The organism is Acinetobacter sp. ACNIH3, from assembly GCF_002918965.1.
GTDB classification, from domain to species: Bacteria; Pseudomonadota; Gammaproteobacteria; order Pseudomonadales; family Moraxellaceae; genus Acinetobacter; species Acinetobacter schindleri.
The window spans coordinates 48,805-70,086 of record NZ_PQLP01000004.1 but is presented as its reverse complement, the minus strand read 5'-3'; the positions used below and the strand labels follow the sequence as shown (position 1 = coordinate 70,086).

Sequence of the window (21,282 nt, the reverse complement as noted above, 5' to 3'; positions counted from 1 at the left end):
TTGATAGACCAGTTGGCAAGATTGTGGCATTAAAACTGCTTCCACCGAGCATGCTCAGTGCAATAGATTTATTGCCTGATACGAAGACACCTGTGACTCTGTTTACGCGTCATTCCTTGCGTGAAGAGGTGGCCGGTCAGGGCCTGGCAGGCTATGACTTGCAATTAACATCACAGGGGCGTGATCTGGCGCAGGAGTGGGGGGCTTATCTGGTCAATCAAACTGATCGTCATATTCAGCATTGTATTTCTAGTCCTATTCAGCGTTGTGTCGATACTGCAGCTCTTATGATTGAAGGTGCAGATGCAACCAATAAGGCATCGCATACCCATAACATTGAAATTATCGAACAAGGTTTACTGGTTGAGCCTGGCAGTTTTGTACTGGATATTCAGAAGGCTGGGCCATATTTCAAGAAACAGGGTGCATTAGGTTTTATTAATAGTTTTGTGAATAACGCCTTGCCGGGCATGAAGCATCCGATTCATGGTGTGGTCGATGTCCTGGAGTTAATCTATAACACGCATCCAAAAACGCCGTATGGACTCAGTCTGGCAGTAAGTCATGACACGATTTTGGCAGCCATGATTGCAGTCATGTCAGGTCATCAGGAAGTTAGCCGGGAAGACTGGCCGAAAATGATGGAAGGTTTGTTTGTCTGGTTTGAAGGCGATGTGTTTGAGGAGTCTAAACTGAAATGGATCTGGCGCGGTAAGGTACATGAACTGGATATTTCCCAGTTTCAGAATGCGGAATTACACACTAGGAAATAAGTTAAAAGCTCAATCATGATGGTTGAACTTTTTACATTTGTCTTATGAAAGTGAAATAGAATAATCATCAAAAATCACTATGCTGATATCTAAGCAGATATTCAAGTATGGGAAAAACAATGAAAACCATCACAATTTTAAGTTTGGTTATTATAGTGGGTCTAACCGCCTGTCAGAAACGTGATACGGATTCGCCAGAGCAGGACAAGACCACAACGCCACATTCTATGGATAAGGATCAATAATTCAAATATTAAACTGGCTGATATTTCCGTTCTTATTTTTATCAATCCTATTTTGGGCAGGAAATAGGATTCCATAAGTTTTAAAGAATATTTTAAAAATATTGGGAAATAAGGAAGAAGAATTGAGTGGAAATAATCTTGTAAAGTTTATTTATTCAAAAAATGTCTTTTTATTGAATAGATCATTTTGTTGATTTACTAAATTTTGGGCACAAAAAAAGCCCTAAAAGGGCTTTTTTCATTTGCGATTAGTTAGAAGCTAATGCTTTAACTTGCGCGTTCAAACGGCTCTTATGACGAGCTGCTTTGTTTTTATGGATGATACCTTTGTCAGCCATACGGTCGATTACTGGAACAGCTTTTTTGTAAGCTTCAGTAGCAACAGCATAGTCGCCAGCAGCAATAGCAGCTACTGTACGTTTAAGATAGGTACGAACCATAGAACGCAAGCTTGCGTTGTGTTTGCGTGCTTTAACGTTTTGACGAGCACGTTTTTTAGCTTGAGCAGAGTTTGCCACTCGTGCACTCCTTGAAATAGATTGGTCTGGGCGGGCTGAAACTCAACTGAAAACCAACATCAGAAGAACTATCACCAGCCCGTAAACAAGTGCCATATTTTGAGGAAACTGAGGGCTTAAGTCAAGTCTTGACATGCTTTGACAACATTTTAGTTGCAGAAAAATTCTAAAGAAAACGTTAGATTAGTATTCAGGCAGGGAGATCGTACAAAAAATGACTAAAACCATAACATATCCAATCATCATTGGTGCCACAGGTCTTGTGGGTAAGAGCTTGGTACAACAGCTGGTTAATGAGCCAAGCTGCAAGCGTATCAGTGTCGTGGTACGCAAGCACCAGCCAGAGTTTGAGCAATGGCCCAAAGTCAAACAACTGGTCTTTGAGGATTTTCTGATGTTGAATGATCAGGATGTCAGCGGACATACCCATGCTTTCAGCTGTCTAGGTACAACTTTAAAGCAGGCGGGTTCCAAAGATGCTTTTTATAATGTGGACTATACCATCAATGCCCATTTTGCTGAGCTGGTTCAACAGACGGATGCGCATTATCTGCTGATTAGTGCCATGGGGGCGAATGCTGAATCCTGGTTTTTCTATAATCGGGTCAAAGGCGAGCTGGAAGATTATATCCAGACCTTAACGCTGGAACGAATCAGTCTGATCCGGCCATCTTTATTAATGGGTGAACGTGGTCATCAACGTTTACTGGAAGATGCTGCACAGAAACTCTATGGCAAGTTTTCGCATTTGGTACCGGATTCTTTTAAATACAAGCCAGTGACAGCCGAGCAGGTGGCTCATACTATGGTATATGCAGCCCTGAATCAGACTGTGAAATTTGAAATTTATGATAATTTAGCCATACAAAAAATGAAATGAGGGTAAAAATCGTGTCCAGCGTACCATTTGTAACTTGTGACCTGCTTGATGATAATCCAGATAAAGACCTGCAGGTTGTAACACCATGCCTGGATGGCAAGTTTTTTAAAAGCTATGGTGCACGTAAAAGCTTTGGTGGCCAGATTGTCACAGTAAAGTGCTTTGAAGATAATTCTCGTGTCAAAGAATTACTGGCAACTGATGGTGCAGGCAAAGTCCTGGTGGTGGATGGTGGTGCTTCGATGCGCTGTGCACTGATGGGTGACCTGATTGCTGAATCAGCAGTAAAGAATCACTGGAATGGTGTAATTATTTACGGTTGTGTACGTGATGTGGATGCGATTGCCGAACTGGATCTTGGTGTGCATGCCTTAGCTTCGATTCCTCAAAAGAGCAACCGCAAAGGTATTGGGGAAGTCGATGTTCCACTGTACTTTGGCGGCGTGACTTTTCAATCAGGTGAATACGTTTATGCGGACAATAACGGGATCGTGCTGTCTAAAGAAAAACTGGTGGACTAATCCTGTTTATTGAAAACATACAAAAATCAGCTATACCGTGAAAGTCAGGCAGTTTAGATTGCTGCTTTCACGGCTTTAAAACAATAAAGAGGACAGACGATATGTTAGGCCATCAGATTAAAGTAGCACAGGCATTGGCATCCGCATTTCTGGAAGGTGGACGAGGAGTTTCCGGAACGCCATTTCCAAACCAGCCTGAAAAACCCTTAAAGCTTTATGAGTACGAAGGCTCGCCATTCTGTCGCCGTGTCCGTGAAGTGATGACTTTACTCAACCTTGATTATGAAGTGTATCCATGCCCACGAGGCGGTAAACGCTTCCGTCCTGAAGTAAAACAGCAGGGAGGCAAACTCCAGTTCCCATTTTTAGTAGATGAAAATACGGGAGATAAGCTTTACGAATCTCAGGATATTATTCACCACCTGTTTAAGCATTATGGCAAAACTGGTAAGACTCCGGCGAAATATTCAAATTATCCAAAGGTGCCGGTGGCTGCAATTGCCGGTACGATGCTCAACGGTTTACGCGGTGGTATGGCAAAACCATTAAAGAAAAATAAACCTGCACCTGAACAGCTTCTGGAGCTGTGGGGGTTTGAAGCCAGCCCGTATACCCGTATAGTCCGTGGTGTATTGTCTGAGCTGGAAATTCCTTATATCTACCACAATGTGGCGAAAGAACGCTGGCAAGATTATGGCCCAGCCAAGCTACGCCTAAAGCCAGGAAAATATGAGCCCTTGCCAGGCGGTAAACGCGAACATCTGTTCACCATGATGGGGAACAATATCCAGGTGCCTTATCTGGTCGATCCGAATACCAATGTAAAAATGTTCGAATCTAAAGATATTGTGAAATATCTAAAAGGTCAGTATGGCGCTTAATTTTCGTAAATTTTTTAATTAAAGAATTTCCTGGGTCACTAACAAAAAAAGAGGATCAAATGACCCTCTTTTTTTGTTTCTTATTCTTCTTCAGCAGGCGGAACCAGCATCAGGATGGATTCATTGAGTAGATCTGCCAGGTCTTCCAGCATATCTTCATCAGCAAAGTCCAGATTGAGCATCACAGACTCACCATTGGCGATCAGCTTGAGTTTTTCTGCAAAAGCCTCCGAGATACATAAACCTTCACCATTGCCCCAGAATAGTATTTCACCATCTTCTTCAGTATAAAGCAGGCGTGATGCTGGCTCGAGCATAATGCTATAGCCTTGGTCCAATGCTTCTTCCAGGTCGCCAGTACCAATTTCTTCTGCTTCTGGAATATTTTCTGGGTATTTAGGTTCAGACATCAGGCTCATGATGGCATCTTCAAGTACATTGGAGTTATGTAACTGCTCCATGATTTTACTTTTCAGATATTCAAGCTCATTAGCTGTGACTTCACCGGCAGCACTGATTTGATCACGAATGATATCAGTCAGGGAATTACGTAAAACTTCATTTTCAGCAAACTTGTCTCCAACACGGTCCATCATGTCACTGACATTTGGCATACGGAAACCAAAAGAGAAAGTTAAACAGTCATCTTCAGCTACGCCGTAGTGTGAAAGCCCAGGTGGCACATATAGTAAGTCACCTGGAGCAAGAACTTCATCAAAGTTTACATCCATTTCTGGAAGTAATTTTAATGGCTGACCCGGAACAAACTCAGTTTCTGCATTACACATCTGACCTAATTGCCAGCGACGCTGACCATAACCTTGTACAAGGAAAACATCATAGAAGTCGAAATGCTTGCCTACAGAACCACCCTGAGGCGCATACGACACCATGATGTCATCACGGCGCCATTGTGGAATGAATGGAAATTTTTTCCAGAGTTCTGATAGATCAAAGGAATAGTGATCTACTGCCTGAACAAGGAGTGTCCATAATTTAGGCATCTTCTGGAAATCAGCTTTTAGTAAAGGTGAAGATTTCACTGACCATTGGTTCGGGTCGCGGTCTTTTTGCTTGATCAGGCGTGCAGTGACGTTTTCATCCAGAGCCAGCTCCATGACATCATCAGGTTCAAGCAGGCCAGCAATTTCAGGCATGGCATTACGTACAAGGAGAGGTTTTTTCTGCCAGTATTCAGCAAGGAATTGTTCAGCGGTAATTCCGCCTAATACATCTAAAGGTTGGGACATGGGATTAACTACAAGATAAATTTTGCTTATTGTCCCTTGAGTTATTGAATGGTGCAAGCGAGATGGTGAGAAATAGGTTTGATAAATACCAAGAGAGCAAGTTAGTTAATACCTATTTTCATAAAATAAATGATGAGAATTTTATTTAAAAATTAATCTATTAAAAAATTTTAGCGCTCTTAAAAATTGAATAAGAAGAATAGCATCTTGAATGAAGGATAAGAATTACAAAGATATGAACCAAATTAGAGTAGCTCAATTAAAAGTGATAATTACGTAAATAAAATAGTGAAAAACATACTTTGATTGACATAAGTGATGAAATGACACAATTTTTTGTCAGGATAATAAAAATAATTTGGAAAATAAAATGAAATAAATTCAATTAATTAATAAAAAACAAAAGAAAAAATACAGCTGAATGCTGATACGGTTCGAATTGATCAAAGCTCCATTGTAAAAATCAAAATTTCTAAATCAGATATTGTCCAGATGTCTCAAGACGGTACAAATCTGATTTTAGTATTGAGAAGTGGCGAAAGATTGGTGGTTGAAAATTTTTATGCAAACAATCATGAAGATTTAACGTCTAGTCTTGTGATTGAAGAGCAAAGCGGTACTTTATATTGGTTTGATGAGGTGACCAAGCAATATAAGCAAATTTCAAGGACAGATACCTTATTACCATCTTCCTCGTTTCTTGCAGAAAATTGGGAGTGGATAGCGATTGGTACATTGCTCATTGGTGGAGTTGCAGCGACAGACAGTGGTGAGGTTGAAGATGATGAACAGTTGGACCTAGTAGCACCTGAACCGGAACCTGAACCAGAAGTACCGGTAGAACCTGAACCAGAACCAGAAGTGCCGGTAGATCCAGAACCAGAGCCGGGGCAACCAGAACCAACAAATCCAACACTTCGACTAGCTCGACTTAACCTAGTTGAACAAAATGAATATACCGTTCCTAATCAAGAAACTGTGAGCAGGTTTAAAACATCACAAGAATTTATGAGGAATAGCTTTGAAGAGCAACAAGGGGCAGTTGATACTAATCATGATGTTATTCCATCAGATGGGAACGAGGACATTATTGATGCTAAACAGCTCATAGATTTTATTTCTTCGGGCTTAGATAGCAATACGCAAGTTTATAAAATACTAAATACAGCGGATGCAATTTCAAATTTAAATAATCAGATGAATCTGTTGTTAGAGGGTACAGAAAAAGAAAGTAGTTTGATGGATATCGACTTTATGCGAACAGATACTGTTTCATTAGCTGAACTGCTTTCTGATTCTAGTCATGTAGACAATATTATTGTAGTAGGGAATGAAGGGGATCAAATTATGATTCAAACTGATGCTGAAGAGGTTGCGCAAGCCAGCGATCCGTTGATATTGGAAAATCAATCAGATCTCATGTTGCAACAGCTTTTATCTGAGCAGCAACAGATTATTGGTTAAATATTTACCTGATCGATAGTTGCTAAAAAGCAGTCCTAAAACTGCTTCCTTACTAATTTTTAAGGCACCAGAATATCCAGCTCACGCAAGATATTACATAGCTTGATCATCGGCATGCCCATTAACGTCGTCTGGTCCTGACCAATCATTTCTTCAAACAGACTAATGCCTAAGCTTTCACATTTAAAGCTACCAGCGCAGTGCAGAGGCTGTTCAATGTCAATATAACGTTCGATTTCAGCTTGAGATAGCTTGCGGAATTTTACCTTATAATGCTCAACCAGAGTTTGCTCAAAACCGCTAGATTTCTGTTGTACGCTCAGTGCTGTACTAAAATATACAATCTTGTCTGAATTGGCCTGTAACTGGCGAACTGCCTTTTCAGCAGTTAAGGGCTTGCCGATAAAAATATCTGGTGCGCCTTCACGCCAAGCCACCTGGTCAGAGCCAATGACGATTGCATCTGGGTGTTGCTCAGCCACATGTCGGGCTTTTTCAAAAGCCAGTCGCTTGGCTAAGTCATCCGCATGATTTTCACCTTGCGGTGATTCATCGATATCCGGGACGATCGATACGTAGTCAAGACGTAAGCGATTCATTAATTCTTTACGGGTCTGGCTGGAAGAGGCCAGAATAATCTTTGCGGTATCCATTAGACAGCGTATTCTTCTAAAACATGCAGAGGGACATAGGCTAGAACTGCTTTATGGCAGGCTTGCAGCTTGATTGGTGGCGCCTGGCCTGCTTCATAAGCTTCTACCCAGCGGGTCACGCAAATACACCAGAAATCACCTGGCTGAAGCCCCGGAAAACCGACTTCTGGTAACGGTGTAATCAGATCATTACCTACTTTTTGGGAGAAATTTAAAAACTCCGAAGTCATCTGTGCACAAACTGTATGCTGGCCCAGGTCACTAGGGGAAGTGTGGCAGAAACCATTACGGAAGTAGCCGGTAATCGGGTCAAAGCAGCAGCTCGCCAATGGCTCGCCCAAAACATTTAAACGGTTCAAATCTGGATCTGGATGTATCGACATGGGTACTGAATCTGATGGATGCTTTTTCCTATCATAACAAAACTTTGGCAATCGTTAGCTTTTCTGCAAAAGATGCTAACCTTTTTCTGCATAATCATTTAAAATCGCCTCGTTTTTAATATCTATAAAGAGAGCTCTAGATGAACTTTCAACGTATGACTGACCTTGACCTTGCGGGTAAGCGTGTTCTTATTCGTGAAGATTTAAACGTCCCTGTTAAAAATGGCGTAATTACTAGCGATGCGCGTTTACGTGCAGCATTGCCAACTATTAAAGCTGCCGTAGAAAAAGGTGCAGCGGTTATGGTGTATTCACACCTTGGTCGTCCAGTTGAAGGTGAGCCTAAAGCTGAACAGTCACTTGCACCTGTAGCAGCATATTTGACTGAAGCATTAGGTCAGGAAGTAAAGTTATTCACTGACTACTTGAATGGCGTTGAAGTTCAACCTGGTCAAGTGGTTTTACTTGAGAACTGTCGTTTTAACGTCGGTGAAAAGAAAAATAACCCTGAACTTGCCGCGAAATATGCAGCACTTTGTGACGTATTTGTAATGGATGCATTTGGTACAGCACACCGTGCAGAAGCATCTACTGAAGGTGTGGCTCGTCTGGCGAAAGTGGCGGCAGCGGGTCCTTTACTTGCAGCAGAATTGGATGCTTTGGGTCGTGCGTTGAAAACTCCTGAAAAACCAATGGTGGCAATCGTTGCTGGTTCCAAGGTTTCAACTAAACTAGACGTATTGACTTCACTTTCTGATATCTGTGATCAATTGATCGTAGGTGGTGGTATTGCAAATACTTTCCTTGCAGCTGCTGGTTACAATGTAGGTAAATCACTGTGTGAAAATGATTTGATCGACACAGCTAAAGCAATTGCAGCAAAAGTTTCTGTTCCACTTCCAACGGACGTTGTGGTTGCTGATGCATCTGAAATCAATTTTGATGACTTCCTGGGCTCATTAGCTGCTGCTAAAGCGGTTGTGAAAAAAGTTGAAGATGTTGCTGACAACGACATGATCCTTGATGTAGGTCCAGAAACTGCAAAAGCATTTGCTGAAATTTTGAAAACGTCTAAAACGATTCTTTGGAACGGTCCAGTGGGCGTATTTGAAGTCGATCAATTCGGTGAAGGCACGAAAACTTTATCATTAGTGATTGCTGAATCGGAAGGTTTCTCGATTGCAGGTGGTGGTGACACGCTTGCTGCGATTGATAAATACAACGTTGCTGACAAAATTGGTTATATCTCGACTGGCGGCGGTGCATTCCTTGAATTTGTCGAAGGTAAAACCCTTCCTGCAGTTGTGGTACTCCTAGAACGCGCTTAATTGTATGTTTTAGCCTAAAAAAGCTGGCCAAGTGCCAGCTTTTTATGTCATTTTTTGACCGCGGAAACTTATCATTCATGGCTTCGTCATTAAAATGCAATAAATCTGTCATAAGATGCAGACATTAAATCACCAAATGATGAGATTACGTGATGAAAAAACAGTTAACTTTAGCGGCATTATTGGCAGCATCATTGGCACTGACTGCATGTGCAAAACAGGAAAATGCCCCAGCAGCTGAAGCTGAAGCTTCGGCAGCCGTTACAGATGAGACTGTAACGCCAGAACAGCAAGCAGCGATTGATGCAATTGATCAGCCGGTTCTAGATGAAAAAAATACCGACATTCCTGCTGAAATTGCGAATGCTCCGGCAGATGCAGCGACTGCAGACGAGTCAGTTGCAGCAACTTCGGAAGCTGTGGCACCTTAATTGGGTCAATGTGAGACAAAATCCCTGCAAATGCAGGGATTTTTTTTAAATAGTGTTATTTGTTGCTGAATTGAAACCTTTGTGCATGTAGAATATGTGGCATTCACTGGGAGGATATTATGGCTCTTATTTCATTGCGCCAGCTCTTGGATCACGCCGGCGAACATGCTTACGGCGTACCAGCATTTAACGTAAACAACTTAGAACAAATGCGTGCCATTATGTTGGCAGCAGACCAAACAAATTCACCTGTAATCGTACAGGCATCTGCGGGTGCACGTAAGTACGCAGGTGCACCGTTCTTGCGTCATCTGATTTTGGCAGCAATCGAAGAATGGCCACACATTCCAGTGGTAATGCATCAAGACCACGGTACCAGCCCTGACGTATGTCAACGTTCTATCCAGTTAGGCTTCTCATCAGTGATGATGGATGGTTCTTTGGGTGAAGACGGTAAAACTCCAACTTCATATGAATACAACGTCGATGTCACTCGTCGTACGGTACAAATGGCGCATGCGTGTGGCGTTTCTGTTGAAGGTGAAATTGGTTGTCTGGGTAGCCTTGAAACAGGTATGGCGGGTGAAGAAGATGGTGTGGGCGCTGAAGGTGTACTCGATCATTCTCAGCTTTTAACTTCAGTTGAAGAAGCGCGTCAATTCGTAGCTGATACTAACGTCGATGCTTTAGCAATTGCTGTAGGTACTTCTCACGGTGCGTATAAATTCACGCGTCCACCTACAGGTGATATTCTTGCGATCGACCGCATTAAAGAAATTCACGAAGCACTACCAAATACGCACCTTGTAATGCACGGTTCAAGCTCTGTGCCACAAGAATGGTTAGCTGTAATTAACCAGTATGGCGGCGACATCAAAGAAACATATGGTGTTCCTGTTGAGCAACTGGTTGAAGCGATCAAACACGGTGTCCGTAAAATCAACATCGACACAGACTTACGTTTAGCTTCTACTGGTGCAATGCGTCGTATGATGGCTGAAAAACCAAGTGAGTTCGATCCACGTAAATTCTTTGCTGCAACAGTTGAAGCAATGAAGCAAATCTGTGTAGATCGTTACGAAGCATTTGGTACAGCAGGTAATGCTGACAAGATTCGTCCAATTTCATTGGAAAAAATGGTTTCTCGTTACTAAGTGCTAGCCTGAAATCATGTTTGAAAGCCCACAAAAAACTTGTGGGCTTTTTTTTGTATTAAAATAGCGTACTTAAAAATAATGATGAGCATGCAATGGAACTGATCTTTGCAGCTGCACTATGCAGCGTCATGGTCTCGATTTTACTCAAGACAGGAAGGAACAGGGGACTCAATCCCATTCATCTGATTGCCTGGAACTATGCTACAGCAAGTGTTCTTTGCTATTTCTGGTTTAAACCCGATCTGGCACATGTATCAGTCACTCATACACCGTGGTTACTGATTTTTGCCCTAGGTATCTTGTTGCCAAGTGTATTTCTGCTACTGGCTCGGGCTTTGCAAACAGCGGGGATCCTAAAGACAGAAATCGCCCAGCGTCTATCAGTCGTACTTTCTCTTGCAGCAGCTTATTTCATCTTTCAGGAACAGTTTAGCCAGCTGAAAATCATTGGAATAGGTCTTGGAATCACTGCGGTGATTTGTATCTTGCTGTCCAATCGAAATGATACTGGCACAGGAACTCGAGGTATGCTGTATCTGGGATTAGTGTGGGTCGGATATGCACTGATTGATGTGTTATTAAAATACACCACCAGTTTAGGATTACAGTTCGCTGTGACGCTGAACCTGATGTTCATTTGTGCCTTTATTTTATCAATGGCTTATCTAGTAATTAAATATCATCATTTTGGTGATTTGAAGCATATTGGTGCCGGGCTGGTTCTAGGGGGACTGAACTTCGCCAATATAGGGTTTTATGTTAAAGCGCATATGCTGCTAAAAGATACACCAGCGATTGTGTTTGCGGGAATGAATATTCTGGTAGTGGTATTTGGGGTACTTGCAGGCCTGGTCTTCTTTAAAGAGCGCCTAAAGCCTGCAAGCAGTCTCGGGTTGGTGCTGGGGCTTGCCAGCGTTATCTGCTTAGCCTATGCCATGTCTGCTTGACATAGGCACTGGCATAATCTAATGGTAGACGAATCAGGTCTTCTTTTTCAGCCAGGCCCAGAAGCATGCCAGCCTGTCGGCAGTGTGGGCAATGCGGATAACGATGCTGTTCATGCTTATATTGATGTAGATAGATTTTTTCGCAGTGTTTGCATTCAAATTTCATTGGTCTGGATGGAAGAACTGACATGGATACCTCTATTGTTATTCTGAATTATAAGTGTTCTTTAGTTAAGCAAAAATTAGGCCCATAATGACAAGTAAAGGGGCTTTGCGCCCCTTTTATAGCATAAAATTCTTACAGTTTGGTGAAAACATCTTCAGCTTTCAGACGGGATTTTGGCAGCTTGGCATTGAAATCATTTTCACTGCGGTAACCCAAAGTCATAATTACAGATGGAATCAAGCCTTGTTCATTGAGCTTCAATTCTTCAGTAAGAATGCCTTCATCAAAGCCACCAATGGGTGTTGCATCTACACCTTCGATTGCTGCAGCAATTAACATTTGACCCAGTGCAATAAAGGTCTGGTTTTCCGCCCAACGCTGAATATCTCCTTTTTCATTACGGTAATATTCAACATAACCTGTACGGGTATTGCGCTGTGCTTCTTTGGCGGTTTCATCTTTAAAACGGCCGAGTACATCATCACGTTCCAGAAGATTATTTAAATGCTGCTCAGTAATGTCAGCTTTGGTGCAGAAAAGAATTGTATGCGAAGAATCCAATACTTTTGGTGCATTATATGCATATGTACCCACTAAAGCCTTGGCAATACGTGCTTTGGCATCCGCATGGTCAGCGATAAAAAAATGCCAGGGCTGGATATTAATTGAAGAAGGAGCTAGGCGAAGAATCTCGGTCAAACGATCAAACTGTTCCTGCGGGATTTTCTTGGATGGATCATAAGCCTTTGTCGTATAACGAGATTCAGAAACCCTAAGTAAATCCATAACTGGACTCCATTCGTCTTTGTTGATCTTGGATGGGGGCACACAGTAAAGTCATACTGTAAGTGAAGTGGATTATTACAATAAATTTCCTTCAGGCAAAGCATAAGTTGTGCAGATATCTACTATTTATAGTGTCAGCACTTAGAGCTTTGGCTAATAATAAAAGAGCTTTTCACTATTGGCACTTTTTGCCAAGAGGCGTTTAATAAGCTTATAAGCAATAACATGCAAGCGAGCGGGCGTATGCAATACACCAATTACTTCAAAAGAAAACTCAAAACTAAACAGCAAATCGGGTTATGGGTCGGTCTGGCAGATGCTTACGGTACAGAAATTGCTGCCAATGCCGGCTATGACTGGCTGCTGATTGATGGTGAGCATGCACCTAGTGATTTAAGAACCACGTTATCGCAACTACAAAGTATTGCAGCCTATCCATCGCAGGCAGTGGTACGCCCACCCATTGGCAGTGTACAGCTCATCAAGCAGCTTCTGGATATTGGCGCGCAAAGCTTACTCATCCCCATGGTTGAAACGGTTGAACAGGCCGAGCTGATGGTAAAAGCGGTACGTTATCCACCAGAAGGGATCCGGGGTGTTGGTGCAGCACTGGCACGTGCTACTCGCTGGAATAGTATTCCGAATTAGTACCAAACCGACCACGAAGATATCTGTCTGTTGATTCAGATTGAATCGGTAAAAGGTCTGGAAAATCTGGATGAAATTTTAAAGGTTGATGGTATTGATGGTGTTTTTATTGGGGCAGTGGATCTGTCTGCGACCATGGGGTATCAAGGCAATCCAAATCATCCTGAAGTTCAAAAAGCCGTGATTGACGCGATTCAGCGGATTCGTGCTGCTGGTAAAGCGGCCGGTATTCTGTCGACACAACATGATATTACTCAAAAATATCTCGATTTGGGTGCTGAATTTGTTGCGGTCGGCGTGGATACCAGTGTACTGATGAATTCTTTGCGTGAACTATTATCTAAATATAAGCCGGGTACTGAAGTAGTGAAATCTGAAGGTGGATATTAGTCCACTTAGTATTTTCCAAAATAGCAAAAGCAACTGATTACAGTTGCTTTTTATTTGTCTTAGATTTAGTAACTCAGTTTTTTAAGTTAGCTTCAGCAGGACCTTGATGAAACAGTTTTTCACATTATGTACTTACATAATCACCTAAAATAAAAAGCCTTAATTAATTCAGGGCTTTTTATTAGTAAAGTGTATTAGGATTTTGCATTAAATATTTTGAAAGAGTAGGTTCAATGCGATAAATTTTTTTATTACCTTCTAGCCTTCCAGTGTTGTAAATAAACTTCACCGCTTCAAGCCAAGCTACTGCTTGATCATTAGAATTTAAACTCTTTTCTTGAACTTTTCCATCCATAAATAATGACAGAATATTCTTCTCTTCATAAGATAATTTTGTCAAAGAATTGATAAATTCTTTTTGTAGTTTTGAAATTAAATCTCGTTGTTCTTTTTGACGTTTTAGAAAAACAATGAGGTCATATATCAAAAATGAGAGACTTATGAGGAATATAATTAATAAAAATGTGAAGTAGCTATTAACAAATTGACTTAGATTTGGGTCAATTTCAAGAGTAGAAACTGCAAATATTAAGGACACAAATATAAGAAATATACTATTAGCTTTTTGAAAACTGGATTTCATTTTATGTGTATGAAAAATAATAAAATTAATTGAATGATAACTGATCATTTTAATAAAGAGCAAGTGAATTTTCTTAGTCGTAATTCCGCTATATTTAGTAATGCCAGGTCATCAGCTGTATTTCTTGCTCAGAATCACCAGAAAGCTCAAGAATCTGTGCAGATTCTTCTCGCCAGTCGCCTAAGACAATCCGCTTTTTGCCATTTACATCATGAATATTGGCACGATGAGTATGACCATGAATCAGCAGATCGACATCTTGTAGTGCGGTGTTAACAGCATCTTGATTTACGTCCATAACCTCATAGCTTTTGAATTGCTGCGCTTCATGGCTTTTCTTGCGGAAACCTTGTGCCAACTGGGCACGAAAAGACAACGGCATTTTTCTTAAAAAGCCGACTAACCAGGGATGACGGATAATTTTACGGAATCTTTGGTAGCTGATGTCATCAGTGCAGAGTTCGTCGCCATGTTCTATACGAATCTTTTTGTCAGTAATCGTTAAGAACTGAACATCGGGCAAGAGGTGTCCTGTGAACTGATTTAGAAAATCTTTGCCCAAAGCGAAGTCACGATTACCGACTAGAAAATAAACCTGATTACCCGCTTTGGTAAACTGTTTTAAATGCTCAATAATTTCATCCAGCCAAGGAGCGGTATAGTCGTCACCAATCCAGGCATTAAACCAGTCACCCAGAATATAGAGTTGGGTATTCTTATCTTTATAGGCATTTAATAAATCTAAAAACCCCCGAACGAGTCGAGGGTGATCAGGTGACAAATGTAAATCGGCGATAAACAGATGGGTCACAAATCTTTTCCTTTTATTCCTCTCTAGATCCCTCATTCATATGAGGGATTTTCTATTACACCGTTTTAAAGCATCGCTTTAAAACTCATAAAGAACGGAGAGGACGTTTTTTATTCAGAAATGATTTTTGCGGATTCGATTACAACGTTCTCTAGTGGAACGTCAGCGTGGTAGCCACGGTTACCAGTGCGAACACCTTTGATTGCGTCAACAACGTCCATGCCTTCAACAACTTTACCAAATACTGCATAACCCCAACCTTGTGCAGTTTTGCCAGTATGGTTAAGGAAAGCGTTGTTTTTCACGTTAATGAAGAACTGAGCAGAAGCAGAGTGAGGTGCTTGAGTACGTGCCATTGCAATGGTACCAACGTCGTTGCTCAGGCCGTTGTCAGCTTCGTTTTCAATCGCGTCACGCGTTGCTTTTTCTTTGAAGTTTTCGTCCATGCCGCCGCCTTGAATCATAAAACCATCAATAACGCGGTGGAAAATTACGCCATCATAAAAACCGTCACGTACATATTCTAAGAAGTTTGCCACTGTTTTAGGTGCTTTTTCAGCGTTTAATTCAAGAACAATACGACCTTTATTGGTGTTTAATTCGACTTGAGGAAAACTCATTGTGTAATCTCCTGATCATGACCTTTGAAGTCATGGGTTTTTTTGAATGAGAGAAGCATAAGCAAACTGTAATCGACAAGGCAAGCAAAAATATACTTTTCTCGGATAAAATTCTGAAAATCGTATCTTATTTATGCATTGTTCCAGCAGGCAAATCCAGATGGTTGCCTGCGCGTTACCAATTAACAATGACAAATTTTTTTGCAAGAGTATGTTTATTTTCTTAAACAGCGACATGCGATTAGATTTATGAAAAACTTCCGGATCATTCGTCCAAATTTGTATGCAATTGCAGCAGACCTAGCCTCATCATTTTAAAATGATTGAATAGAAAACAAATGCCACAGTTAGCAGTTGAGAGATTGATCACCTAAAGTTAAACTAGGGGACTTTAGTTTATGTTTTACGGCATGTCTAAAGCCTCCCGTAACAGGACATAAAACCCTTAATTTTAACTTTAGAAGTGAATGATTGATCATGAAGCCAAATGATGTTGTTACATCTCTGCCCGAGAACCCGACCCAAAACAAGAATGCAGTCGATTCAGCGCAGCAGCAGGAACAACAACCGGGCTTAGATTTTGTGCGCCAGGTCATCACTGATGATTTAGAAGCAGGCCGTACCCAACAAGTGGTGACACGTTTCCCACCTGAGCCAAATGGTTACCTGCATATCGGACATGTAAAAGCGATCTGTCTGAACTTTGGTATTGCTCAAGAATTTAATGGTTTATGTAATCTGCGTTTTGACGATACCAACCCGGATGCTGAAGAACAAGAATATGTTGATGGTATTGCCAATGATGTGAAATGGTTAGGTTTTGAATGGAATGGTGAGCCGCGCTATGCATCGAGCTATTTTGATCAGCTTTATACCTGGGCTATTCAACTGATCGAACAGGGTGATGCCTATGTGGACTTACAGTCTCCAGAAGAAATCAAGTTAAATCGCGGTAACTTTGTAGAACTAGGTAAAAACTCGCCACAACGTGATGCCACTGTTGCTGAAAACCTAGAGCGTTTTGAGAAAATGCGCAATGGCGAGTTTGCGGAAGGTCAGGCTGTGCTTCGTGCCAAGATCGACATGGCATCTCCAAACGTGCATATGCGTGATCCGATTCTGTATCGCATCCTGCATTCTGAACACCATCAGACTGGCGACAAATGGAAAATCTACCCAATGTACGACTATGCGCATCCATTATCAGATGCCATTGAAGGTGTAACACACTCTTTATGTACACTAGAATTTCAGGATCACCGTCCATTCTATGACTGGGTGATCGAGAAAGTTCAATCACCAGCTGTTCCACGTCAGTATGAATCAAGCCGTCTGAATGTCGACTACACCATTACTTCTAAGCGTAAGTTGCGTAAACTGGTTGAAGGCGGATATGTGAATGGTTGGGATGACCCACGTATGCCAACTGTCGTGGGTATGCGCCGTCGTGGTTTCACCCCGGAAGGTCTGCGTGACTTCTGTAAGCGTGTAGGTGTATCTAAGGTTGATGGCAGTATTGTTGATGTAGCGATGCTGGAGTATTGCATTCGCCAGTCTCTGGAAAATGCGGCTGCACGTGGTATGGCAGTACTTAATCCACTAAAAGTGACTTTAACCAATCTGCCAGCGGATATGGATCTGACGCATTCTCGTCACCCAAATGTGGATATGGGCGAGCGTGTGATTCCATTGACCTCTGAAATTTACATTGATCGTAAAGACTTTGAAGAAGAACCACCTAAAGGCTTTAAACGTCTGATTCCTGGCGGTGAAGTGCGTCTTCGTCATGCTTATGTCATCAAGTGTGATGAAGTGATTAAAGATGAAAATGGTGAAGTGGTTGAGCTGAAATGTTCAATTGATCCTGAAACTTTAGGTAAAAACCCTGAAGGCCGTAAAGTCAAAGGTGTAATTCACTGGGTATCTGCAACGAAAGGTATTCCTGCAGAAGTTCGTATTTATGACCGTCTCTTCACTGAATCTGATCCAGAAACTGGGGATGATTTCCTGGCGAACCTGAACCCTGAGTCATTGAAAGTGGTACAAGCCGTGATTGAGCCAGCACTTGCAGAGGCTAAACCGGAAGACCGCTTCCAGTTTGAGCGTGAAGGTTATTTTGTAGCAGACCAATACGATCACTCAAGTGAAAAGCCAGTGTTTAACCGTATTCTGGACCTGAAAGACAGCTTTAAGCCAGGTAAATAAGTTATTTCGGCCTAGTGACTTAAATTGTATTGATCATTTCCTGTCAAGGAAACCAATTGGCCTCGGCGGATTCAAAACAGTTTGGTTCTAATACCTTTAGATAGCCCAACTTCGGTTGGGCTATTTCTATGGAGAGTAAAACAAAAACATGATCGTCCGTGATAAAAGTAATAGTTTTAGTCTGCTGTTTGCGTGGCATGGCACCATTTTGCCTAAGGTATTACCCGCACTTATGTCAGTAATTTTGATTTCTGGGGTATTGGTGTATTTAAGCCGGGAGCACTTTTTTAGCCTGCCTGCAGTCCCTGCAATTGGCTTCACCATCTTCGGGGTAATTCTTTCGATCTTCCTGAGTTTTCGGAATACCGCCTGTTATGATCGCTGGTGGGAGGGGCGTAAGCTTTGGGGTGCATTGATTGCCACCACGCGTCACTTGAGTCGGGATACTCACATACTCGATACTGAAAACAGGGAATTGCTCTTATACCGGATGATGCTGTTTACCCATTTATTGCGCGATCGTTTGCGTCAGCAAGAGAGTAATATTGAGCATTACCAGCCTGATACTCAGTTTGATCCAATTGCTTTCAGTCAGATCAAGCAGCAGGTTAATCCTGCACAATGGGTGCTGGAACAGATGCAGAAACAGTTAGTAGAATGTTATCGATCAGGGCAGATCTCCGATATTATTTATAATAACCTTAATCAGCATACGGTAGAGCTCGGAAATATTCAGGCAGGTTGCGACCGGATTCTGTCGACGCCGTTGCCATTTTCTTATTCCGTACTGTTGCATCGAGCAGTATATTCTTTCTGTTTTATTCTGCCTTTCAGCCTAGAAGCCAACTTGGGATTATGGACGCCAGTCCTGGTGGCATTGATTGCCTATCTGTTTTTAGGCCTGGATGAGTTGAGTGCCGAGCTAGAAGAACCTTTTGGACTACAGGACAATGACCTGGCGCTTGATTCAATCGTGCGCTTGGTCGAACGGGAAACTTTAAGTTCTATAGGACGGGAAATACCTGAACCTTTAAGGCCTTGGAAAGAGCATCTGAGTTAATTTGGTTATTTTTGTCCATATTAAAAGCCCCATTTATTTGGGGCTTTTAATTAGCGTTTTTTCAGGTTGCTGAGTATGTTCCTGGAATTGTTCCTGTAGCTCACGGTATTGCTGTAAGCGTCGTTTTGCTTTGTCGCGTAATTTCTTTTTAATATATAGTGCCAATGCAAAGCAAGTGGTGGTTAATGTCAGGAACATACTGTTCATGAAGCTCATCATCGAACTGATATAACCAATGGTGGTCAGACGGTTCATCATGCGGATCACCTGCGGGCTGCTTTCCACGCCAGTAATCGCCCAGGTACATAGATGTTCACAGTTATTGATAATCAGATGATAATTATTTTCATGCATGCGTGAACGCATACGACGCACAACTTTACGGCCTTTGTATTTGGTATGTGCATATTCCTGAACTTGGATTGGTTTACCATGACTAAACTTGTCAATCGAGGTAATTTCAATCGGATGCTTTTTAAATAAGTGCGCAAAACCGGAATAATGGATCACACGACCTCGTCCGGCATAAATACCATGATGGGTATAGCCGAAGTGTTTGACCATAAGGTGAGCACCTAAGGGAAAACGTTGAGTTTGTTGCATATGCCACTGAATGCCAATTGATGTACAAATGTTTCAAGAAACCAAGTTTAACGGGTTTTTGTGATTTTATCGATGTTTATGTCTGAAAAATCAGCGAACTGATCAGTTGTGTTAATAATGGAATGATGAAAAAAAGTAGAAAGCTTAAGATTAAAATAGCCTAAGCACTATTGAGGATCACTACTCAACCAAGACAAGAGCTAGAGCAGAACATACAGATTGAATAATGCTTCTATTTAAAAGTTCCAGCCAATAAAAAAGCATTTGCTTTCACAAATGCTTTTTTAAAATAAAGCCTGACCACTACTGTAATGGCAAGTGCTGCAGTTCATTCAGTTCCTTACGGCTATAGCCGCGAGAAGCGAGAACTTTTTTGATACCGACAATCACGTCTTCATCAGTTGCTTTTGCCAATGCTTCAAGAAGCTGTTCATTTGACTTACAAGCGCAGTCATTTTCAACACAAGCAATTTGATTCTTGTGTTCATTTTGTTGTTCAGCAGTGAACAACTTTTGCCAAAAACTCATAGAGCCTTCATACATGATCTAACATAGCTTGAAATATAGCCAATTAAATAAATAAAGCAATAGGACCTATGTGATAAAAGCAGCAAACGGTCTTCAAAATTTCCGATTGCAGCCGGTGTTTCAAACGATATTATTCAGTTGAAATAATGGAATTCATGTATAAGTCCATTATTTTAAAAACAAAAAATGGAGCTATTAGAAACTCCATTTATGTAACAAAAAAATAAATTGAAACAATATTTTTAGCGTTTTTCCAGCAGCACACCTGACTCCACATGATGGGTATATGGGAACTGATCGAACAGGGCAAATTTAGTAATTTTATGCGTCTGAGACAGCTGTTTCAGATTGTCATGCAATGTATCTGGATTGCAAGAAATATAGATGATACGTTCGAAGCGCTGCAGTAACTTGAGTGTTTCATCATCAATACCGGCACGTGGTGGGTCGACAAAGACGGTATCAAAGTCATAAGTTGAAATATCAATTTTGGCTTCTTGCAAACGACGGAACACACGTTCACCGTTATAGGCTTGGGTGAATTCTTCAGCAGACAGACGAGCCACCTGAATATTGTCGATACCGTTCTGCTGAATATTCCATTCAGCTGCATAGACTGAAGATTTCGCCAGTTCGGTCGCTAATACACGACGGAAGCAGGTAGAGAGTGGTAAGGTAAAGTTGCCATTACCACAGTAAAGCTCCAATAGGTCTTTATCAGACTGCTGTGCAGCATTGCATGCCCATTCCAGCATTTTCTGGCAGACTTGCGCATTGGGTTGAGTAAAACTGCTTTCAATTTGCTTATATTGATACTTGCGATCGAACACAGTCAATTCTTCAACAACATAGTCATCAGTTAAAATGACTTTCTGCCCACGACTACGACCAAAAATCTTAATATTGAGTTGTTCTGATATGGCTTTAGCTGCAGCTTCCCATTCAGCAGTCAGTGGGCAACGATAAACCAGTGATACCAACATTTCACCTTTTAAAGTGGCAAGAAAATGCGCTTCAAAGAGACGATTTGATAAAATAGGCTCAGCCTTAAGTGCTGCCAATAAGAGTGGCATTAAGGCATTAATACTGCGGTCGGCAACCGGAAACTCATCAATACGGATGACTTTTTTATTATTGTTCTCATCACGTTCAAACATGGCATAAAACAGGTCATCTTCAGTATGCCATATCCGAAACTCAGCACGCATGCGATAGTACTGTTCAGGTGATTCGAATACTTCTAAAGCAGGTGGTTGATATTCGGCAAATTGCGCGCTAATGCGTTCAACTTTGGCATCCAGTTGTTGCTGATAAGATGAGGTCATATGCAGTAAAAATCGCAAATATTTTGAAAGCCAAGATGGTAGCAAAAAATTGCTGTTCTGCCTAAG

The 21,282-nt window shown here is 41.5% G+C and carries 24 protein-coding genes and 1 pseudogene; 13 read left to right on the top strand and 12 right to left on the bottom strand.

Features of this window, described 5'->3' with window-relative positions; translation table 11 throughout:
- The first annotated feature begins 23 nt into the window (after positions 1-23).
- Together C3420_RS03650 and C3420_RS17770 are read left to right on the top strand one after the other, a co-directional pair.
- The gene (locus tag C3420_RS03650; protein WP_048881673.1) at positions 24-773 is read left to right on the top strand and encodes a histidine phosphatase family protein; all 750 of its coding nucleotides are present in this window, start codon (positions 24-26) and stop codon (positions 771-773) included.
- Positions 774-892: 119 nt separating this feature from the next.
- Entirely contained in the window at positions 893-1,018 is a 126-nt protein-coding gene (locus tag C3420_RS17770; protein WP_260396204.1) for a hypothetical protein, read from the top strand.
- Between the two features lie 248 nt (positions 1,019-1,266).
- Here the strand turns inward: C3420_RS17770 and rpsT are convergent, their stop codons facing one another.
- Positions 1,267-1,536 (bottom strand): 30S ribosomal protein S20, encoded by a 270-nt coding sequence (gene rpsT, locus C3420_RS03645; RefSeq protein WP_004786139.1) that lies wholly within the window; start codon positions 1,534-1,536, stop codon positions 1,267-1,269.
- Between the two features lie 214 nt (positions 1,537-1,750).
- Between rpsT and C3420_RS03640 the strand changes: the two genes are divergently transcribed.
- The 3 genes from C3420_RS03640 (at position 1,751) to C3420_RS03630 (ending at position 3,818) form a co-directional block, all read left to right on the top strand.
- Complete coding sequence (locus C3420_RS03640) at positions 1,751-2,416, top strand: NAD-dependent epimerase/dehydratase family protein (protein WP_004812676.1); 666 nt, start codon at positions 1,751-1,753, stop codon at positions 2,414-2,416.
- 11 nt (positions 2,417-2,427) lie between these two features.
- Positions 2,428-2,937 carry a ribonuclease E activity regulator RraA gene (rraA, locus tag C3420_RS03635; protein WP_004812677.1) on the top strand — a complete coding sequence of 170 codons (510 nt, stop codon included), beginning with the start codon at positions 2,428-2,430 and terminating at the stop codon, positions 2,935-2,937.
- Positions 2,938-3,038: 101 nt separating this feature from the next.
- On the top strand, positions 3,039-3,818 hold the full coding sequence (locus C3420_RS03630) for a glutathione S-transferase N-terminal domain-containing protein (RefSeq protein ID WP_103800561.1): 780 nt from the start codon (positions 3,039-3,041) through the stop codon (positions 3,816-3,818).
- Between the two features lie 80 nt (positions 3,819-3,898).
- Here the strand turns inward: C3420_RS03630 and C3420_RS03625 are convergent, their stop codons facing one another.
- Positions 3,899-5,068, bottom strand: a complete 1,170-nt coding sequence (locus tag C3420_RS03625; RefSeq protein ID WP_103800560.1) for a cupin domain-containing protein — start codon at positions 5,066-5,068, stop codon at positions 3,899-3,901.
- A gap of 411 nt (positions 5,069-5,479) precedes the next feature.
- Between C3420_RS03625 and C3420_RS03620 the strand changes: the two genes are divergently transcribed.
- Positions 5,480-6,532, top strand: coding sequence for a BapA/Bap/LapF family prefix-like domain-containing protein (locus tag C3420_RS03620; RefSeq protein ID WP_228152931.1), 1,053 nt, complete (start codon positions 5,480-5,482; stop codon positions 6,530-6,532).
- 59 nt (positions 6,533-6,591) lie between these two features.
- On the opposite strand, the gene C3420_RS03615 is transcribed toward C3420_RS03620, so the two are convergent.
- Positions 6,592-7,185, bottom strand: a complete 594-nt coding sequence (locus tag C3420_RS03615) for a Maf family protein (RefSeq protein WP_076753445.1) — start codon at positions 7,183-7,185, stop codon at positions 6,592-6,594.
- The gene (locus tag C3420_RS03610) at positions 7,185-7,568 is read right to left on the bottom strand and encodes a DUF2237 family protein (RefSeq protein WP_005221773.1); all 384 of its coding nucleotides are present in this window, start codon (positions 7,566-7,568) and stop codon (positions 7,185-7,187) included. The genes C3420_RS03615 and C3420_RS03610 overlap by 1 nt, the downstream gene beginning before the upstream one ends.
- 140 nt (positions 7,569-7,708) lie before the next feature.
- Between C3420_RS03610 and C3420_RS03605 the strand changes: the two genes are divergently transcribed.
- The 4 genes from C3420_RS03605 to C3420_RS03590 all read left to right on the top strand — a co-directional run bounded on the left by C3420_RS03605 (position 7,709) and on the right by C3420_RS03590 (position 11,431).
- Complete coding sequence (locus C3420_RS03605; protein ID WP_103800223.1) at positions 7,709-8,896, top strand: phosphoglycerate kinase; 1,188 nt, start codon at positions 7,709-7,711, stop codon at positions 8,894-8,896.
- 152 nt (positions 8,897-9,048) lie between these two features.
- Positions 9,049-9,327, top strand: coding sequence for a hypothetical protein (locus tag C3420_RS03600; protein WP_103800222.1), 279 nt, complete (start codon positions 9,049-9,051; stop codon positions 9,325-9,327).
- 119 nt (positions 9,328-9,446) lie between these two features.
- Positions 9,447-10,481, top strand: a complete 1,035-nt coding sequence (gene fba, locus C3420_RS03595) for a class II fructose-bisphosphate aldolase (protein WP_004812686.1) — start codon at positions 9,447-9,449, stop codon at positions 10,479-10,481.
- A gap of 95 nt (positions 10,482-10,576) precedes the next feature.
- Complete coding sequence (locus C3420_RS03590; RefSeq protein ID WP_103800221.1) at positions 10,577-11,431, top strand: DMT family transporter; 855 nt, start codon at positions 10,577-10,579, stop codon at positions 11,429-11,431.
- On the opposite strand, the gene C3420_RS03585 is transcribed toward C3420_RS03590, so the two are convergent.
- Together C3420_RS03585 and nfsB are read right to left on the bottom strand one after the other, a co-directional pair.
- Entirely contained in the window at positions 11,400-11,621 is a 222-nt protein-coding gene (locus C3420_RS03585) for a hypothetical protein (RefSeq protein WP_004812688.1), read from the bottom strand. The genes C3420_RS03590 and C3420_RS03585 overlap by 32 nt on opposite strands.
- A 108-nt stretch (positions 11,622-11,729) precedes the next feature.
- The gene (gene nfsB, locus C3420_RS03580; RefSeq protein WP_004812690.1) at positions 11,730-12,383 is read right to left on the bottom strand and encodes an oxygen-insensitive NAD(P)H nitroreductase; all 654 of its coding nucleotides are present in this window, start codon (positions 12,381-12,383) and stop codon (positions 11,730-11,732) included.
- 243 nt (positions 12,384-12,626) lie between these two features.
- Here nfsB and hpaI point away from each other — a divergent pair.
- A pseudogene (gene hpaI, locus C3420_RS03575) lies at positions 12,627-13,421 on the top strand (4-hydroxy-2-oxoheptanedioate aldolase).
- Positions 13,422-13,602: 181 nt separating this feature from the next.
- On the opposite strand, the gene C3420_RS03570 reads toward hpaI, so the two are convergent.
- The 3 genes from C3420_RS03570 to C3420_RS03560 all read right to left on the bottom strand — a co-directional run bounded on the left by C3420_RS03570 (position 13,603) and on the right by C3420_RS03560 (position 15,495).
- On the bottom strand, positions 13,603-14,064 hold the full coding sequence (locus C3420_RS03570) for a super-infection exclusion protein B (RefSeq protein ID WP_228127319.1): 462 nt from the start codon (positions 14,062-14,064) through the stop codon (positions 13,603-13,605).
- Positions 14,065-14,158: 94 nt separating this feature from the next.
- Positions 14,159-14,875, bottom strand: a complete 717-nt coding sequence (locus C3420_RS03565) for a UDP-2,3-diacylglucosamine diphosphatase (protein ID WP_004812700.1) — start codon at positions 14,873-14,875, stop codon at positions 14,159-14,161.
- A gap of 110 nt (positions 14,876-14,985) precedes the next feature.
- Complete coding sequence (locus tag C3420_RS03560; RefSeq protein WP_004812701.1) at positions 14,986-15,495, bottom strand: peptidylprolyl isomerase; 510 nt, start codon at positions 15,493-15,495, stop codon at positions 14,986-14,988.
- 477 nt (positions 15,496-15,972) lie between these two features.
- Here C3420_RS03560 and C3420_RS03555 point away from each other — a divergent pair, with 477 nt between their 5' ends.
- Entirely contained in the window at positions 15,973-17,700 is a 1,728-nt protein-coding gene (locus C3420_RS03555) for a glutamine--tRNA ligase/YqeY domain fusion protein (RefSeq protein WP_004812703.1), read from the top strand.
- A gap of 148 nt (positions 17,701-17,848) precedes the next feature.
- Complete coding sequence (locus C3420_RS03550) at positions 17,849-18,760, top strand: bestrophin family protein (protein ID WP_103800219.1); 912 nt, start codon at positions 17,849-17,851, stop codon at positions 18,758-18,760.
- Positions 18,761-18,793: 33 nt separating this feature from the next.
- On the opposite strand, the gene C3420_RS03545 is transcribed toward C3420_RS03550, so the two are convergent.
- The 3 genes from C3420_RS03545 to trmA all read right to left on the bottom strand — a co-directional run bounded on the left by C3420_RS03545 (position 18,794) and on the right by trmA (position 21,216).
- A complete protein-coding gene (locus tag C3420_RS03545; RefSeq protein WP_004812708.1) occupies positions 18,794-19,363 on the bottom strand; it encodes a lecithin retinol acyltransferase family protein in 570 nt (189 codons plus the stop codon).
- A gap of 303 nt (positions 19,364-19,666) precedes the next feature.
- The gene (locus tag C3420_RS03540; protein ID WP_008305254.1) at positions 19,667-19,891 is read right to left on the bottom strand and encodes a hypothetical protein; all 225 of its coding nucleotides are present in this window, start codon (positions 19,889-19,891) and stop codon (positions 19,667-19,669) included.
- Between the two features lie 242 nt (positions 19,892-20,133).
- On the bottom strand, positions 20,134-21,216 hold the full coding sequence (gene trmA / locus C3420_RS03535; RefSeq protein ID WP_004812711.1) for a tRNA (uridine(54)-C5)-methyltransferase TrmA: 1,083 nt from the start codon (positions 21,214-21,216) through the stop codon (positions 20,134-20,136).
- Positions 21,217-21,282: the final 66 nt, after the last annotated feature.